Source organism: Micromonospora sp. CPCC 205554 (assembly GCF_036902745.1).
GTDB lineage: Bacteria > Actinomycetota > Actinomycetes > Mycobacteriales > Micromonosporaceae > Micromonospora > Micromonospora tulbaghiae.
Genome location: NZ_JBAKHP010000001.1, coordinates 441,877 through 459,170, shown reverse-complemented (window position 1 = coordinate 459,170; position 17,294 = coordinate 441,877). Strand labels below are relative to the sequence as shown.

At 72.5% G+C, this 17,294-nt stretch carries 14 protein-coding genes; 9 read left to right on the top strand and 5 right to left on the bottom strand.

Translation table 11 applies throughout. The features are described 5' to 3' along the window. Positions 1-16 precede the first annotated feature (16 nt). Positions 17-955: a 3-oxoacyl-[acyl-carrier-protein] synthase III C-terminal domain-containing protein gene (locus V6U82_RS02110; protein ID WP_334458831.1), complete on the bottom strand. Its 939-nt coding sequence runs from the start codon at positions 953-955 to the stop codon at positions 17-19. 71 nt (positions 956-1,026) lie between these two features. Here V6U82_RS02110 and V6U82_RS02105 point away from each other — a divergent pair, with 71 nt between their 5' ends. The 8 genes from V6U82_RS02105 (at position 1,027) to katG (ending at position 10,871) form a co-directional block, all read left to right on the top strand. Beyond that, positions 1,027-2,187 carry a glycosyltransferase gene (locus V6U82_RS02105; protein ID WP_334458829.1) on the top strand — a complete coding sequence of 387 codons (1,161 nt, stop codon included), beginning with the start codon at positions 1,027-1,029 and terminating at the stop codon, positions 2,185-2,187. Positions 2,188-2,272: 85 nt separating this feature from the next. Further along, positions 2,273-3,250: an ATP-binding cassette domain-containing protein gene (locus tag V6U82_RS02100; protein WP_334458828.1), complete on the top strand. Its 978-nt coding sequence runs from the start codon at positions 2,273-2,275 to the stop codon at positions 3,248-3,250. A 23-nt stretch (positions 3,251-3,273) separates the two neighbouring features. Beyond that, entirely contained in the window at positions 3,274-4,038 is a 765-nt protein-coding gene (locus V6U82_RS02095) for an ABC transporter permease (protein ID WP_128137122.1), read from the top strand. Positions 4,039-4,154: 116 nt separating this feature from the next. Next, a complete protein-coding gene (locus V6U82_RS02090; protein ID WP_435123135.1) occupies positions 4,155-5,807 on the top strand; it encodes a class I adenylate-forming enzyme family protein in 1,653 nt (550 codons plus the stop codon). A 44-nt stretch (positions 5,808-5,851) separates the two neighbouring features. Further along, on the top strand, positions 5,852-6,331 hold the full coding sequence (locus V6U82_RS02085) for a hypothetical protein (RefSeq protein ID WP_334458826.1): 480 nt from the start codon (positions 5,852-5,854) through the stop codon (positions 6,329-6,331). A 673-nt stretch (positions 6,332-7,004) separates the two neighbouring features. Next, on the top strand, positions 7,005-8,003 hold the full coding sequence (locus tag V6U82_RS02080) for a glycoside hydrolase family 11 protein (protein ID WP_128137120.1): 999 nt from the start codon (positions 7,005-7,007) through the stop codon (positions 8,001-8,003). Between the two features lie 139 nt (positions 8,004-8,142). After that, positions 8,143-8,571 (top strand): Fur family transcriptional regulator, encoded by a 429-nt coding sequence (locus V6U82_RS02075; RefSeq protein WP_302907400.1) that lies wholly within the window; start codon positions 8,143-8,145, stop codon positions 8,569-8,571. Between the two features lie 23 nt (positions 8,572-8,594). Beyond that, the gene (gene katG / locus V6U82_RS02070; protein ID WP_334458824.1) at positions 8,595-10,871 is read left to right on the top strand and encodes a catalase/peroxidase HPI; all 2,277 of its coding nucleotides are present in this window, start codon (positions 8,595-8,597) and stop codon (positions 10,869-10,871) included. Between the two features lie 123 nt (positions 10,872-10,994). Here the strand turns inward: katG and V6U82_RS02065 are convergent, their stop codons facing one another. Then, a complete protein-coding gene (locus V6U82_RS02065) occupies positions 10,995-12,641 on the bottom strand; it encodes a right-handed parallel beta-helix repeat-containing protein (RefSeq protein ID WP_334458823.1) in 1,647 nt (548 codons plus the stop codon). A 411-nt stretch (positions 12,642-13,052) separates the two neighbouring features. On the opposite strand from V6U82_RS02065, the gene V6U82_RS02060 reads away from it, so the two are divergent. Next, complete coding sequence (locus V6U82_RS02060) at positions 13,053-15,245, top strand: carbohydrate-binding module family 20 domain-containing protein (RefSeq protein ID WP_334458822.1); 2,193 nt, start codon at positions 13,053-13,055, stop codon at positions 15,243-15,245. 48 nt (positions 15,246-15,293) lie between these two features. Here the strand turns inward: V6U82_RS02060 and V6U82_RS02055 are convergent, their stop codons facing one another. The 3 genes from V6U82_RS02055 to V6U82_RS02045 all read right to left on the bottom strand — a co-directional run bounded on the left by V6U82_RS02055 (position 15,294) and on the right by V6U82_RS02045 (position 17,273). Beyond that, positions 15,294-16,499 (bottom strand): MFS transporter, encoded by a 1,206-nt coding sequence (locus tag V6U82_RS02055; protein ID WP_334458820.1) that lies wholly within the window; start codon positions 16,497-16,499, stop codon positions 15,294-15,296. Between the two features lie 76 nt (positions 16,500-16,575). After that, positions 16,576-17,049 carry a hypothetical protein gene (locus V6U82_RS02050; RefSeq protein ID WP_334458818.1) on the bottom strand — a complete coding sequence of 158 codons (474 nt, stop codon included), beginning with the start codon at positions 17,047-17,049 and terminating at the stop codon, positions 16,576-16,578. Between the two features lie 35 nt (positions 17,050-17,084). Further along, positions 17,085-17,273, bottom strand: a complete 189-nt coding sequence (locus V6U82_RS02045; protein ID WP_334458817.1) for a ribonuclease — start codon at positions 17,271-17,273, stop codon at positions 17,085-17,087. Positions 17,274-17,294: the final 21 nt, after the last annotated feature.

Below are 17,294 nucleotides of genomic sequence, written 5' to 3'. Positions count from 1 at the left end.
GCCTCCCGTCCGCCGGTCAGTGCTCGAACACCATGGCGGCGAACGTCGCGCCGTCCCCGGCGCCCACCGCCGCGACCAGGTACCGGTCGCCCGGCCGGAGCAGGCCGCGCCGGCGGGCGGTGCGGTAGTTGACGAACGCGTCGGCGCAGAACACGTGGCCGGTCTCGGTCACGTTGTCCAGCAGCACCCGGTCCAGCGGCAGCCCGATCAGCCGGCACAGCCGCTTCCAGGTCATCAGGTTGACGTTGTGCGGCAGCACCAGCCGCAGCTCGGACAGCCCGGTGCCGGCCCGGTCCAGCGCCCGGCCGATCACCTCGGCCAGCGCCGGCCGGTACGCCCGCTGGAACCGCGCCGGGGACTCGCCGCCGGCCACGTCGAACTCGCCCCGCTGGTGGCAGGCGTACGCGAGCAGCCGGTCCCGGCCGCCACCGGCGCTGAGCAGGCAGGCCGAGGAGCCCTCGCTGAACACCGACGTCTCCGGGATGAACTGGGCGTCGCGGGTGAACGCCTTCTCCCCGGTGAGCACCAGGGCGAGCGGCGGGCCGTCCGGCGTGTCCGGTTCGGACGCGAGCAGCCGCCCGGCCACGTCGATCGCGGCCAGCGCGCTGGCGCAGGACTGCTGGGTGAGCGTGAAAGCGAGCGCGTGGCCCAGCCCGAGAGTGCGGCACACCTCGTGCAGCGGGTTGACCGGATAGGGGGTGACCACCGGGAACGCCCGCCCGTACACCACGAACCGCACCCGCCGCCGCAGCGCGGGCAGCGCGGTGAGGCCGGCGGTCGCGCGCAGCAGCAGGTCGGTCAGGGACAGCCCGGGGTCGCGGCGGACCTCGGTGAGGCCGTGGAAGCGGCGGAACAGGCGGACCTGCATGTCGCTGAGGCCCAGCGGCACGGCCAGGCTCTCGACCGGCACCCGGCGCTGCGGCAGGAACACCGAGACGGCGTCGATCGCCGTCATACGCGTACCGTCACGCCACGGATCAGATCAGTGACACAGGTGGATGTCAACGCGCGTGCGACCATATCGACGTGGCTCGCTTCCTGTTCGTCGTGCTGCCGGTGGAGTCCCATCTGCACGCCCCGGTCGCCATCGCCCAGGCGCTGGAGGCGGCCGGGCACGAGGTGGCCTGGGTCGGGCCGCGCAGCGACCTGCGCCCGCTGGTCGGCCCGGACGCCACGCTGTTCCCGACCGGCAAGCGCTACTACCGCCCCGACGGGGCGTCCGGGGCGGCCTCGGTGCGCAGCCTCTGGGAGGGGCACGTGCTGCCCGCCAACCGGTTCATCCGCGACGCCGCCGACGCGGCGGTCGAGCGGTACCGGCCGGACGTCGTGGTGGCCGACCAGTACGCGCTGGCGGGCGCGCTGGCCGCGCACCGGCGCGGGCTGCCGTGGGCGACGTTCTGCGTCGGCATGCTGGAGCTGACGCCACCCACCGAGGAGATGCCCGAGTTCACCGACTGGGTGGACGCCCAGGTCCGCCGGGTGTGGGCGATGACCGACCTGCCGGTGGACGAGACGATCGACCTGCGTTTCTCGCCGTACCTCGTGATCGGCCTGACCACGACGGCGCTGACCGGCCCGGCGCCGCTTCCGCCGCGCTGCGTGCTCACCGGGCCGGCGCTGGGACGGCGGCCGAACGCGCCCGCGTTCGCCTGGCCGCAGTGGGATCCCGGCCGCCGGCACGTGCTGGTCACGGTCGGGACGATGGCCGAGCACCTGGCCGCCGACTTCTACCGCCGGATCACGGCGGCCACCGCGCCGCTCGCCGACCGGGTCCAGGTGGTCCTCACCGCCGGCGCCGGCCTGGTGCCCGACCCGCCGCCGCACGTGCTGGTCGCGCCGCGCGTGCCGGTGCTGGAGCTGATGCCCCGGCTGGACGCGCTGGTGTCCCACGGCGGGCTGGGCACCGTGTCCGAGGCGCTGGCCCACGGCGTGCCCGTGGTGGTCGCGCCGATCCGGCACGACCACCCCGCGGTGGCGCGCCAGGTGCGCCGGGCCGGCGCCGGTCTGGAGGTCTCCTTCGGATCGGCGACCCCGGCCGAGCTGACCGCCGCGCTGAGCGCGGTGCTCGACGAACCCGCGTACCGGACGGGAGCGCGCCGGGTGGGTAAGTCGTTCGCGGCGGCCGGCGGCGCCCGTGCGGCGGCGGCACACCTCGCCGCGTTGGCACGGACGGCTCGCGACGCCTGACGCATCGACCGTTGTCCAACAGTCGGGGCCGAACTAGCCTGACCTGACGCACCCGCGCAGGCGTCGTGCCGCACGAGGAGGCTCGATGATCGAGGCCACCGGCCTACGCAAGTCCTTCCGGGTCGGGCGGGGGCGCGGCGCCACCACAGTCGACGCGGTACGCGGCGTCGACTTCGCGGTACGGCGCGGCGAGATCGTCGGTTTCCTCGGCCCGAACGGCGCGGGCAAGTCCACCACGCTGCGGATGCTCGCCACGCTGATCCGGCCCAGTGGGGGAGCGGCCACCATCGCCGGTGTCGACCTGCTGCGCGCGCCCGCGCAGGTCCGGCGGCGGATCGGCTTCGTGGCGCAGGCCAGCGGCACCTACGACGACTCCACCGCCCGACGGGACCTGGTGCTCCAGGCCCGGATGCACGGGCTGTCGAAGCCGGTGGCGCAGGAGCTGGCCGCGGGGGCGATCCGCGCGTTCCAGCTCGACGACTTCGCCGACCGCAAGATCAAGACGTACTCGGGCGGGCAGCGCCGCCGCCTCGACGTGGCGCTCGGCGTCATCCACTCGCCGCAGGTCATGTTCCTGGACGAGCCCACCGCCGGGCTGGACCCGCCCAGCCGGGTCCGGATGTGGCAGGAGGTCCGGCGGCTGCGCGAGGAGGGCATGACCATCTTCCTCACCACGCACTACCTGGACGAGGCCGACAGCCTCTGCGACCGGGTCTCGATCATCGACGCCGGGCGGATCGTGGCCGAGGGCACCCCGTCGGCGCTCAAGCGGGAGATCTCCGGTGACGTGGTCGCGATCGACTTCGCCGCCGCCGACGTCGCGGGCGAGACCGGCGGCGACCTGCCGGCCGCGTCGAAGCTGCTGGCCGAGGCGCCGTACGTGCACGCCGCCGAGCCGGTCGACGGCACGCTGCGGCTCTACGTGGACAGCGCCGCCACGGCCATTCCGCAGATCATGCGGGCGCTCTACGACCGGGGCATCGAGCCCGGCGCGATCGAGGCCCGCCGGCCCAGCCTCGACGACGTGTTCCTGGCCAAGACCGGCCGGTCGCTCGCCGAGTGACCGGACGCCGAGAGGAGTACGGCGTGAAACTCGTCCGCGACACCTGGCTGATCTTCCAGCAGGAGGCCGGCCTGATGGTGCGCAACCCGGTGATGGTCGCGTTCAGCCTGGCCCAGCCGATCACCTACCTGATCCTCTTCGCGCCGTTCCTCAAGGTGGTGATGGTCGACCGGGGCGCGTCGTCGTACGCCGACGCGTACCGGATCTACGTACCCGGTCTGTTCGTGGCGATGGGCCTGTTCGGCGGCCTGTTCGCCGGCTACGGGCTGCTCAGCGCGCTGCGCGCGGGCATCATCGACAGGTGCCGGGTGACGCCGGTGAGCCGGACCGGCCTGCTGCTGGGCCGGGCGCTGATGCACGTGTGCCTCAACGTGGTCCAGGCGGTCGTGGTCACGCTCGTGGCGCTGCCGTTCGGCCTGCGCGTGCACCTGGCCAACCTGCTGGTGTCGTACGCGCTGCTGTCGGTGATGGTGCTGCTCAGCACCTCGATCTCGTACGACATCGCGTTGCTGGTGCGCAACGAGAACAGCCTCGGCGTGCTGGTGAACACCGTCGGGCAGCCGGTGTCGCTGCTCGCCGGCGTGCTCATCCCGCTCGTGCTGGCGCCGATGTGGATCCAGCGGGTCGCGGTGTGGAACCCGTTCGCCTGGGCGACCGACGGCATGCGGGCGCTGTTCGCCGGCCAGATCACCCAGAACGTGGTGTGGCAGGGCGCGCTCATCATGTCCGGGCTGGCCGCGGCCAGTCTGTTCTGGTCGTCGCACCTGTTCAACCGCGACGTCTCCTGACCGTCCGTGCATCGACCATTGTCTCAGCGTGGCGGGCGCTCTAGCCTGATCGTGTCCCCGCTCGGCGGCCGGTACGGGGCACGGGCGTGACGCGTGTCAGCTGAGGAGGCGACGAGTTGGGTGCCGACAACTTCCGGGCGGCGCTGGCGGCCGACATGGAGCTGGGCGCGGGCAACGTGCTGCTCCGGCTGGCCGAGCACGGCGCCGACATGGAGATGCCCCGGGTGACGTTCGACGCCGACGTCGACGGCATCCCCGCCTGGACGCCGCTGTCGCTGGCGACGCTCACCGACCGGGTCGCGGCCCGGGCCGCCTGGTTCCGGGCGCGCGGCGTCCGCCGGGCCGACCCGGTCGCGGTGTACGTGACCTCCGCGCCCGACGTGTTCCTCAACTTCCTCGCGCTGACCTGGCTCGGCGCGATCCCGGCGCTGATGAACGGCAACATGCCGGTCCCGCTGGCCGCCGAGTTCGTCAGGCGGCTGCGCGGAACCGGGGTGCTGATCGACGCCGACCACGCCGCCCTGGCCGGGCACGACCTCGGCGTGGAGATCCTCGGCGACGCGGCGCAGACCGGCACCGGCGACCCGGCGCAGGCGCCGCCGCACCACCGGCACCACCCCGGCGAACCGGTGGTCATCACCCACTCCTCGGGCACCACCCGGGTACCGGCGGCGATCGTCCACTCGCACCACGGCCTGTTCGCCGCCATCCGCGCGGTCCGGCTCACCGAGTCCCGGCCGTACGGCGAGGTGCGGGAGATGTCCGCGCTGCCGGCCGCGCACGCCGCCGGGATCATCACGCTCAACCAGGCACTCTGCAACGGCTACCAGCTGCTGTGCCTGTCCGCGCAGGGCGGCCCGTTCGAGCGCAGCGCGGAGACCATCCTGGACGCGATCGAGCGGTGGCGGCCCACCGGCGTCTTCGGCTTCGCGGTGACCTGGTCCGAGCTGGCCCGGGTCGACCTCACCACCCGCGACCTCAGCTCGGTGCGCAACTGGTTCAACACCGGTGACTGCGCGCACGAGGCGCACGTACGCCGGCTCGTCGCGGTCGGCAGCCACCCCGCGTACACCCGCGACGGCATGGTCGACGTGCCCGGCTCCAAGTTCGTCGACATGCTCGGCTCCACCGAGATGGGCCACGGCGCGTTCCGGATCACCCACCGGCTCGGCAGCGACCGCTACGACCGCTGCGTCGGCAAGCCGTACCCGTTCGCCGACATCGCCCTGCTCGACGTGGACACCGGCGAGGAGGTCGCGCCGGGACAGGTGGGACACGTCGGTCTCAGGTCGCCGACGCTGGCGCTCGGCTACTGGAACGACTCGGTCACCACGTACCGCACCCGGCTGGGCGGCTACTACCTGACCGGTGACCTGATGTACCGCGACGCGGCCGGCGACTACCACCACGTCGACCGGGCCAGCGACGCGGTCGACCTGGGCGGGGGCACCTGGCTGTACACCGCGCTGTCCGAGGAACGCATCCTCAGGCACTGCCCGGACGTCCGCGACTGCACCGTCCTCGCGGCGACGGGGGAGGACGGCACGACTGTCACCGACGTGCTGCTCCTGCTCGCCGCCGACGCCGATGCGGCGCACGACCGGACCGACCGGGTCCGGGCCGCGCTGGGGCCGGCGGTGGCCGCGACGCTGCGCCGGGTGGTGACGGTCCCCGACGGCGACGTGGTGACGGGGCCGACGGGAAAGGTCCGCAAGTTCCTGATGCGGCAGCGGCTGCTGGCCGACGCCGCAGCACCCGGCGCGGGCTGACCGGGGAACATCGACGGTTGGCGCGGCCGTGCCAGAATCCAGCCGTGTCCTACCTCCCCTCGCAGCCGTACCCGCCGATGCCCGGCGGCGTCAGCCCGCTGATCGCCTACCCGCACCCGATCACCCCGCCGCCCGGCTGCGGCGTGCTCGTCGTCTCGGTGAACCGCGGGCCGTACCTGATCCCCGTGCCGGTGACCAGCCGCTTCAAGATCGACCGCCAGGTGGTCGCGATCCCCGGGGAGGGGACCTGGCACGTCGCGGTGCCGGCCGGCGCGCACGACGTCCGGTACACCGACTTCATGGGCGTCCCGCTCGTCACCACGACGCTCGCGGTACAGCCGGGGGCCGCGCACCACCTCGCGTTCCGCTTCGGCGGGTGGCGCAACCGGGTCTACGACGGGTACGGCACCGACGTCACCCGGTTCGGCCTGTGGTCCAACTACAGCGTCATGCTGGTCCTGCTGCCGGTGGTCGGTCTGGCCTGCTGCGGGGCGTTCGGGCTGGTCCTGGGCTCGACTCCCTGATCCGGTCCGGGCGGCGGGCCTGGTCGCGCGGCTGGCGCAGCGACCAGGTCTGCTTGACGTGAACACACAGGTCCAGGCGTTCGGCGGCGTGCCCGGCGACGTCCAGGCAGCGATCGGTCACCCGGTTGAACAGCGACCTCCGGCCCTGGCTCTCGATCCACTCCACTTCTGCGCCGGGTTGCCGCCGCACCACGCGGCCCGCACCGGTACGCCGGCGGCCGGGCGGACCGGCGCGGACGGCTTCTCCGGCTCCTTGGACGTGCCCGCCGTCGGCGTCGGCGTGGACGGTCCGGCCCTCACCGCCCCGGCATCCGCGGAGACGGCGGCGGCGTTGATCCGGAACGAGCCCGAAAAGTTTCGGAAATTCACTGCCTCGGACGGTGGGTGAGCGGCTTCCGCCGATCCGTCCGCGCTGATCGCACGCCCTTTCCGGCAGCCGTAACGCCCGTTCAGGGCTCGGAGCGCGGTTACCACAACATTTCCGGAACTTGTTGACAGGATGAATCGGGCCTCCAATACTGTGGCCATCGGCGTATCTCGATTGATGTCGATGTCCGACCACCACCGTGGCGCGGCTGTCGCCCCGGTCCCGCCGTCCGCGGGCGGGCGAGCACCCACGGCTCGCGCCACCCGGCTGGCCGCCCGCCAGCCGTCACAGGGAGGAAACCCGTCCATGAAAGACGCCCCCGTCCGCACGGGCATCCGCAGGCGCGGACGCCTCAGGATGGTCCTCGGCGGCGCCTGTGCCGTGGCGCTGATCGCCGCCGGGACGACGGCTGTCGTGTCGAGTCCGGCGTACGCGCAGACCGTCACGTCGAACTCGACCGGCACGCACAACGGCTACTTCTATTCCTTCTGGAAGGACAGTGGCAACGTCTCGATGACCATGGGCAACGGTGGTCAGTACAGCACCCAGTGGAGCAACATCAACAACTTCGTGGCCGGTAAGGGCTGGAACCCGGGCTCGCGCCGGACGGTCAGCTACTCCGGCAGCTTCAACCCGTCCGGCAACGCGTACCTCACGCTCTACGGCTGGACGCGCAACCCGCTCGTCGAGTACTACATCGTGGACAGCTGGGGCAGCTGGCGCCCGCCGGGCAGCGGCTACATGGGCTCGGTGTCCACCGACGGCGGCACGTACGACGTCTACCGCACCCAGCGGGTCAACGCTCCCTCGATCGAGGGCACGCGGACGTTCTACCAGTACTGGAGCGTCCGGCAGTCGAAGCGCGTGGGTGGCACCATCACCTCCGGCAACCACTTCGACGCCTGGTCGCGCTACGGCATGAACCTCGGCACCCACGACTACCAGATCATGGCCACCGAGGGCTTCCAGAGCAGCGGCAACTCCAACATCACGGTCGGCGGGACCAGCGGTGGCAACCCGACCACCCCGCCGCCGAACAACGGTGGCTGCACGGTCAGCGTCAGCCGGGCCGAGGAGTGGGGCGACCGGTTCAACGTGACCTTCTCGGTCAGCGGCACCAGCAACTGGGTGGTCAGCATCCAGACCCAGGGCGGGCAGAGCCTCCAGAACAGCTGGAACGCCTCGATCAGCGGCACCAGCGGCACGCTCACCGCGCGCCCGAACGGCAACGGCAACAACTTCGGCATCACGCTCTACAAGAACGGCAACAGCAACACACCGACGGCGAGCTGTTCCGCCGCCTGAGCCCTCTTCCGGGGAGGGGGTGCCGCGCGTCAGGCGCGCGGCACCCCCGTTTTCGTGTGCCCGGACCCGGTGGGTGTGACTGCCGACACACCCGGGCAAAAACTTGATTCATTCCAAAAGACCGGACTAAGGTCGTCGCATGACGGCCGACTTCGAGACGCAGCTCCGGGCGGTCTCGTTGCGGGTGACCCGGCCCCGCCTGGCGGTGCTGGCCGCGCTGCGTGACCACCCGCACGTCGACACCGACACGGTGATCGCCCTGGTCCGCGCCGAGCAGCCCACCGTGTCCCACCAGGCGGTCTACGATGTGCTCCGGGCACTCACCGACGCCGGGCTGATCCGGCGCATCCAGCCGGCCGGCGCCACGGCCCGCTACGAGTCGCGGGTGGGAGACAACCACCACCACGTCGTGTGCCGTTCCTGCGGCGCCATCGCCGACGTCGAGTGCGCCGTCGGCCGCGCCCCCTGTCTCACCGCCTCGGACGACCACGGCTTCGTGGTGGACGAGGCGGAGGTCGTCTACTGGGGCACCTGCCCCGGCTGCGCGGCCGACCGCACCGCCCAGTGATCCGCCAGTTCGGAAGGAAGCAGATGAGCGACACCCAGGACAACCGGCCCGTCAGCCCGCAGGGCGTGGACGCCAAGGAGGCGGCCGGCTGCCCGGTCGCGCACGACTCCGTCACCGCGCACGGCAGCGAGAGCGAGAACCCGGCGATCGACTCGCCGACCCCGAAGACCGGCGGTCGTCCGCGCAGCAACCGTGACTGGTGGCCCAACCAGCTCGACCTGTCGGTGCTGCACGCCCACTCGTCCAAGGGCAACCCGCTGGGCCCGGAGTTCAGCTACGCCAGGGAGTTCGCCACCCTCGACGTCGAGGCGCTCAAGCGGGACATCACCGAGGTCCTCACCACCTCGCAGGACTGGTGGCCGGCCGACTTCGGCCACTACGGCGGCCTGATGATCCGGATGAGCTGGCACGCCGCGGGCACCTACCGCATCGAGGACGGCCGCGGAGGCGCCGGTGACGGCGGGCAGCGGTTCGCCCCGCTGAACAGCTGGCCGGACAACGCCAACCTGGACAAGGCCCGCCGGCTGCTCTGGCCGGTCAAGCAGAAGTACGGCCAGAAGATCTCCTGGGCCGACCTGCTGGTGCTCGCCGGCAACGTGGCCCTGGAGTCGATGGGCTTCAAGACCTTCGGCTTCGGCTTCGGCCGCGAGGACGTCTGGGAGCCGGAGGAGATCTTCTGGGGCCCCGAGGACACCTGGCTCGGCGACGAGCGCTACGCCTCCGAGAAGGACATGGTGGCCGGCGTCGGTGCCACCGAGATGGGCCTGATCTACGTCAACCCGGAGGGCCCGCGCGGCAACGCCGACCCGCTCGCCGCGGCGCACTTCATCCGCGAGACGTTCCGCCGGATGGCGATGAACGACGAGGAGACCGTCGCGCTGATCGCCGGCGGCCACACCTTCGGCAAGACCCACGGCGCCGGGCCCGCCGACGGGCACGTCGGCCCCGAGCCGGAGGCCGCGCCGCTGGAGTCGCAGGGCCTGGGCTGGCTGAGCACGTACGGCGAGGGCAAGGGCGGTGACACGATCACCAGCGGTCTCGAGGTGACCTGGACCGACCGCCCGACCCAGTGGAGCAACCGGTTCTTCGAGATCCTCTTCGGCTACGAGTGGGAGCTGACCACCAGCCCCGGTGGCGCCAAGCAGTGGGTCGCCAAGGACGCCGAGGCGATCATCCCGGACGCCCACGACCCGTCCAAGAAGCACAAGCCGACGATGCTCACGACCGACCTGTCGCTGCGCGTCGACCCGGCGTACGAGAAGATCTCCCGCCGCTTCCTGGAGAACCCGGACGAGTTCGCGCTGGCGTTCGCCAAGGCCTGGTACAAGCTGCTGCACCGCGACATGGGCCCGGTCAGCCGCTTCCTCGGCCCGTGGGTGCCCGAGGCCCAGCTCTGGCAGGACCCGGTTCCGGCCGTGGCGCACGAGCTGGTCAGCGACGCCGACGTCGCCGCGCTCAAGGCGAAGGTGCTGGAGTCCGGCCTCACCACCGCCCAGCTGGTCTCCACCGCGTGGGCCTCGGCCGCGAGCTACCGCTCCACCGACAAGCGCGGTGGCGCCAACGGCGCGCGGATCCGGCTGGAGCCGCAGCGCAACTGGGAGGTCAACCAGCCGGAGCAGCTCGCCACCGTGCTGGCCACCCTGGAGGGCATCCAGCAGGAGTTCAACGCCGCCGGCGGCGCCCAGATCTCGCTCGCCGACCTGATCGTGCTGGCCGGTTCGGCCGCGGTCGAGCAGGCGGCGCGGGACGCCGGCGTCGAGGTGACGGTGCCGTTCCACCCCGGTCGCACGGACGCCACGCAGGAGCAGACCGACGTCGAGTCGTTCCGGGTGATGGAGCCGCGCGCCGACGGGTTCCGCAACTACCTGCGGCCGGGCGAGAAGACCCAGCCGGAGGTGCTGCTCGTCGACCGCGCGTACATGCTGAACCTGACCGCGCCGGAGATGACCGTCCTGGTCGGCGGCCTGCGCGCGCTCGGCAACAACGTCGGCGGCGCCGCGCACGGCGTGCTCACCGACCGGCCCGGCGTGCTCACCAACGACTTCTTCGTCAACCTGCTCTCCCCGGGCACCCGGTGGAAGGCGGCGGAGTCCGAGGAGCACGTGTACGAGATCCGGGACCTGGCGACCGACCAGGTGAAGTGGACCGCCACCGCGGTCGACCTCATCTTCGGCTCCAACTCGCAGCTGCGGGCGCTGGCCGAGGTCTACGCCAGCGACGACGCGCGGGAGAAGTTCGTCCGCGACTTCGTGGCCGCCTGGACGAAGGTCATGGAGCTGGACCGCTTCGACCTGGCCTGATCCGCCGCATCCGGGCGAGCCCCGGTCCGTCGCCTCGCGACGGACCGGGGCTCGCCTCGTTCGCGGAGCCGGTCAGGTCAGCGCCCGCTCCTGCCCCGAACCCGTCGCGCCACACCAGGGGCGTCACTGGTCGCCGTGGTTGCCCTCCCAGTGCCCGCCGAGTGCGGGGGTGTCGGCGCGGATCGCGGCGTGGTTGCCGTCCAGGTCGTTCTCCACCACCCGGCAGTTCAGGCAACTGCCGCGCTCGGTGACCCAGATGCCGGCCGTCTGCGTACCGGAGCCGCTGTCCCGGATCAGGTTGCCGCGCACGGTGACCGAGTCGCAGGTGGCGTTCAGCGTGACACCGGCCCGGTTCGGCGGTGACGCCGGCAGTTCGTACGGCGTGCCGGGCGGCGGGATGTCGGCGCTCCAGGCGCTGTCGATGCCCGGGCGGTTGGGCGCGAGCACCAGCGTGCTCGCGTCGTTGCTGGCGACCACCGCGAAGCGCCGGCCGACCCGCAGGACCTTGCCCCGATGCCCGTCCCGGGGCCAGTCGACGCGCTGGTCGACGAGCGTGTTCTCGGTGTAGCGGACCGACTCGCCGCCGCCGGTGGCGGCGGGCGCGCACTGCCGGCCGTTGTTCCGGATCCGGTTGTTGATGATCACCGCGTCCCGTAGCGGGCGGTCGGAGCGGATCCCGTCCAGGCTGTTGCCCCAGATGTCGTTGCTCTCGATGACGATCTCCTCGGCGATGGCCCGGTTGCCCTCGCCGAGATCCTGATGGTGGTAGCCGTAGCGGCCGTTGCCGGTGATCCGGTTGCCCCGCACCGTGTAGGGGCCCGGCGTGTTGCCGATGTTCACCCCGTCGCGCAGGTTGCCGTCGATCAGGCAGTCGGTGAGCAGTCCGCCCCGGCCCGGGACACCGGTGGTGCCCTTCGCCGACACCTGGAAGCCGGCCTCCAGGTTGCCGACCACGGTGCAGCCGGTGACGACGAGCCCGTCCGCGCCCCAGTCGGAGATGCCGAACCGGTTCGCCTCGGAATGACAACCGATGATTCGGATACCCCGGGGCTGAGGCCGTCCGGCGTACTGCATCTCGACGAAGATCCCGTTCGTGGCGTTGCCGACCGCCGTGCAGTTGGCGATGGTCAGCCGCTCGATCGGCCCCCACCCGCCGATGCCGACGCCGATGCCGGCGCCGCCCATCTCCAGGCCGTTGTCCATCCGGCCGCACTCCAGCACCCGGACGTTCTCGATCACCGTGTCCTGAAGGAAATCGCAGCCGAGCCCGGTCGCGGCGGTGTGGTGGATGAACAGGTTGCGGAACATCCCGCCGGTCACGTACTGCAGGCCCAGCCCTTTGGCCAGCGGGTTGTAGTCGCTCGACGCGACCCCGGAGCCGTCGATCTCGAAGTCGGCGAACACGCAGTAGGCGAGGTGCCGGTCCGGGCTGGCCCCGTGCTGCTCGGCGGTGTGGAACGCCAGCGGGACCGGCTGGGCACGATTGCCCTCGTTGCTCAGCATGAACCGGGTCGCGCCCGGGCCGGCGCCCATCAGCGACACCCCGCTGCGCCAGACGGTCGCGGCGTCGCGGATGGCGTACACGCCGGGCGGGCAGTAGATCAGGCGGGCCCGGCCGTCGGCGTCGTACGCGTCGCCGAGCCGGTCGACGAGCGCGGCGAGCGCCGGCTGGTCGTTCGTCGACCCGTCGCCGGTGAGGCCGTGTCTGCGGGCGTCGCACCGCAGCGGCGCACCGGCCACGGCGTACGGGCGGACACCGGGCGCGGTCACGGCATCTCCCTCCGGCCGGGGCGGCGCGCACGGGCACGGCGTGTGAGCCGTCCGTGAGCGGGGTCTACCGACACGGTACGTGCCGGTGGACCCCGGCAGGCCCGGATCGCCCAGGTGGGGGTGGTCGGCCCGCAAACGTTGGAAAATCTGCTCGGAAATTGCGGCCGTCCCGCGAAGCGGTTCAGCGCGTCCCGAGCAGCGGGAATCACCTCCGGCGCGCGGTCGTCCGGTCCAGCGTGGATCGTCGCTGGTCGCCGCGAATTCGCACCCCTTCGTGTTGCCTGCTGGTTTCGAAAACTTTGCCGCAAGCTATTGCAAAGACTTTCATGGATGGCGCATCGTGTTCGTCACCCGGGACGGCCGCCCCACCCCCGCTCACCCTTTCGAACCCACGGAAGAGGTCCCCCAGCCATGCATTCCGCCAGGCCACACCCCCGTGGCCGCGCCGGTCGCCTGTTGCTCGCCGCCGCGCTCGTCGCGGCCGGCGGCACGGTGGCCGTCGTCGCCGCCACCACCGCCCCCGCCCCCGCCCGCGCCGCCGTCGTGCTCAACGACAGCGAGGTGACCGCCAACCTCTGGGAATGGAACTGGACGTCGGTCGCCGCCGCCTGCACCGACCACCTCGGACCGGCCGGTTACGGCGCGGTGCAGGTGGCGCCGCCGCAGGAGTCGGTGAAGCTGCCCACCAGCGCAGACGGCGCGTACCCCTGGTACGAGGTGTACCAGCCGGTGTCGTACAAGCTGGACAGCAGGTTCGGCAACCGCCAGCAGTTCGCCGCCATGGTCGCCGCGTGCCACAACGCCGGTGTGCGCGTCTACGTCGACGCGGTGGTCAACCACATGGCCGGCACCAACAACCCGGCCGGTACGCGCGGCTACGCCGGCACCGAGTTCTCCGGCTACAGCTACCCGGCCGTGCCGTACGGCGCCGGGGACTTCCACCGCCCCGGCGACAACTGCCCGACCGGCGGCGCGATCAGCGACTGGAACAACGAGGCCCAGGTGACCAGCTGTGAGCTGCTGTCGCTGTCCGACCTCTACACCGAGAAGGAGGCGGTCCGGAACAAGATCGCGGCGTACCTGAACGATCTGATCGGGCTCGGCGTCGACGGCTTCCGGGTCGACGCGGTCAAGCACATCCGTAAGGACGACTTCGCGGCCATCCTCGGCAAGCTGAACGACACCGTCGCCGAGGGCCGGCGGCCGTACGTCGCGCAGGAGATCTTCGACGGGGCGAGCAACCCCGCGTTGCAGGCCCGCGCGTACACCGGCAACGGCGACGTGCTCGACTTCGCGTACGCCAAGGGCATCCGTTCGGCGTTCCAGGGCTCCATCTCGACGCTGGCGAACGTGCCGAACTGGAACCTCGACGCGCCGAGCGCCAACGTCTTCTCCATGGTCACCAACCACGACCTGGAGCGCGACGGTGTGGTGCTGTCGTACAAGAACGGCACCGACTACGTGCTGGCCAACTACTTCGCGCTGGCCTACCCGCACGGCAAACCGTCGGTCTACGACAGCTTCACCTGGGCCGACCGCAACCAGTCCCCGCCGCACGACGGCACCGGACGCGTCACCGACACGGTCTGCGGCGCCGCCTGGAACTGCCTGAGCCGCACCACGGGCGTCAAGGGCATGGTCGGCTGGGCCAACGCCGCCCGCCCGGTGAAGACCGTCTCGGACTTCACCGCGGTGAACGGCAACGTGATCGGCTTCCACCGGGGCGACCGGGCGTGGATCGGCATCAACGACTCCGGCTCCGCCACCACCGCCACCTTCGCCACCGGGCTCGCCGACGGCCGGTACTGCGACGTCATCTCCGGCGTCGCCGCCGGCAGCGGCTGCACCGGCGGCACGGTGACCGTGTCCGGCGGCCGGGCCACAGTGACCGTCCCGGCCAACGACGCGGTCGCGATCCACGTGAACGCCCGGCCGGGCGCCGGCCCGTCCCCGACCGCATCGCCGACTGCCTCGCCGACCGCGTCCCCCACGGTCAGCCCGGGCGACCGGATCGCCACCACGTTCACCGTCACCGCGAACCTGGCCGCCGGGCAGGACGTGTACGTCGTCGGCAGCATCCCCGAGCTGGGCTCGTGGACGCCCGCGAACGGAGTCGAGCTCGCCGCGCAGGGCGGCGGCACCTACCGCGCCACTGTCGACCTGCCCCGGTCCACCGGCGTGGAGTTCAAGTTCGTCAAGCTGACCACCGCCGGCGCGGTCACCTGGGAGTCCGGCGCGAACCGGACGCTCACCACGCCGGCCACCGGCACGTACGCGGTGACCGAGACGTTCCGCGGGGACACCGTCACCACGGCGGTCGCCACCACGTTCTCCGTCACCGCGACCACCGTCTACGGGCAGAACGTGTTCGTCGTCGGCAACATACCGGCGCTCGGCGGCTGGAACCCGGCCGCCGCCGTCGCGCTCTCGTCCGCCGCCTACCCGGTCTGGCGGGCCACTGTCGACCTGCCCGCGAACACCGCGGTCGAGTACAAGTACGTCAAGAAGAACCCGGACGGCACGGTGACCTGGGAGTCCGGCGCCAACCGGACGCTCACCACGCCGTCCGGCGGCACCCGCGCCGTCACCGACACCTGGCGCTGACGATCGTGCGGCCCGTCCCCGCCACCCCTGGGGACGGGCCGCATCCGGTCACACCCGGGCCCGTGCCTCGTCGCCGGCCGGCGCCGGGGTGGCGACTCCGTCCCGGCGGCGTCCGCCGTGAGCCGCGGCCAGCGCGGCGGCCAGGCACACCACGGCGGCGACCACCAACGGGGGCCGCCCGCCGACGGCTACCGCCGCCGACCCGAGCGGGATGGCCAGCGTGATCGGCCCGAACATGGCCGTGTTAGCCGTCGCGGCGGCCCGCCCGAGCATCTCCTGTGGCGTGTACGTCTGCACCGCGGTGACCGCCGCGACGAGCGTCCACGGCAGGCCCACCCCGGCCACCACCGAGGCGGCCACGGTGCCCGGCCACCACGGCAGGCAGCGCCCCAGGCAGCCGGCGGCGAACAGGACCGCGCCCACGACACCGACCGCGACCTCGCCGCGACGGCGGACGAACCGGCCGACGGCCAGCCCGGCGAGCAGCGACCCGGCACCCTGTGCGCTCGCGAGCACACCGAGGAACGTCGACGGCAGCGCCAGGTCCGTCACCACCACGTCGTACAGCGCCGCGGTGGTGAAGCCGGACATCGCGATGGACACCGCCGCGAGCGCCACGGGTACGCGCACCGCCCGCCGGGCCAGGAGCGCGGCGAGCCCGTCGCGCACTCCCGCCGGGCGCGCGGCCGGGGGAGCGGGGGCGGTCCGTGTCAGGCGCAACGCGCCGTACAGGGCGGCCACGAGCACCGGTACGGCGGCTGCGAGCACCGCGACGACGTGCCCACCCCGCCACGCGTACAGGCCCGCCCCGGCCAGCGGCGCCACGAGCTTCATGCCCTCCTGCGCGCTGGACCGCCAGCCGTTGACGTCGGCCAGCCGGGCCGGGGGGAGCGCGGCGGGCAGCAGCGCGGTCTCGCCGGCGTCGATCAGCACGTAGCCGACGCCGTAGGCGAGCGAGACGGCGTAGATCAGCCACGCCTGGCCGGGCCCCCGTACGGCCAGCAGGCTCAGCAGCGCGCCGGCCAGTACGAGATTGACGCCGATGACGAGCGGTCGCCGGGGTACCCGGTCGAGCAGGCCGCCGAGCCACGGGCCGGCCAGCGTCGGGGCGTAGACGCACAGACCGGCCAGCGCGGCGAGCCCGGTGGAGCCGGTGAGGTCCAGGATCCAGATGCCGGAGACCAGGGCCATGGCGCTGCCCCCGAGGCCGGACAACAGCGAGACGGTCACGAACAGGAAGGTGTTGCGGCGCATGAGTCCCCCGAGAGTTGAGTCCGGAGGACTCATCTTCGAGAGGTGAGTCGGGTCGAGGCAATACCTCGGACTTGCGTCAATGTCCTGTTGACAGGGCTGTGGTGATGCGGCGGGCGGCGTCGCGTACCGGAGCCGGCAGCCGGTGCCCAGCCCCGGCCAGGTCGTCGGCGAGGTGCGCGGCCAGCGCGTACAGCGGCCCGGCCGGGGCGTCGAGCGCGAGCCCGCAGGTGCGGCGCGTCAACGCCGCGCGGGGGAAACGGCCGTCCCACGACCGGTCCGTCTCGATCCAGCGGTGCAGGTCGGTGACGGCCGCCCGGAGCGCCGGCACGTCGGGGGAGCCGGCCGGATCGAGCCGGGCCAGGCGGGTCCGCCGGGCCGCCACGAGGCGTTGCCGACGCTGCTCGGCGGCCTGCCGGCTGCCCAGGCCCAGCGCCCGCGCGATCTCGGCCCAGGTGGCGCCGTCGTGCCGGGCCCGGTCGATCAGGTCCAGTTCGCGCTCGTCCAGCCTGGCCCGGGCCGCGGTGATCTCGGAGAGGCGGGCCAGGGTCACCCGTCAACGCTACATTGACACCCCCGCGTCGGGCGTCAGTCCTCCGGGACGCCCGGGCCCACCTCGCCGCGCGCCAGGTGCTCGGCGTTGCGGTCGGCCTCGTTCTCCGCGTTCTCCGCCCCGGGGCCCGGATCCCGGGTACGCCGCCCCTCGGCGTCCTGGAACACCTGCCCGCGCTCGAGCGCGCCCTCCTGCTGTCGCTGGAACTGCTGCGGATCAGTCATGACCGTCAGGTGCCCCGGCGG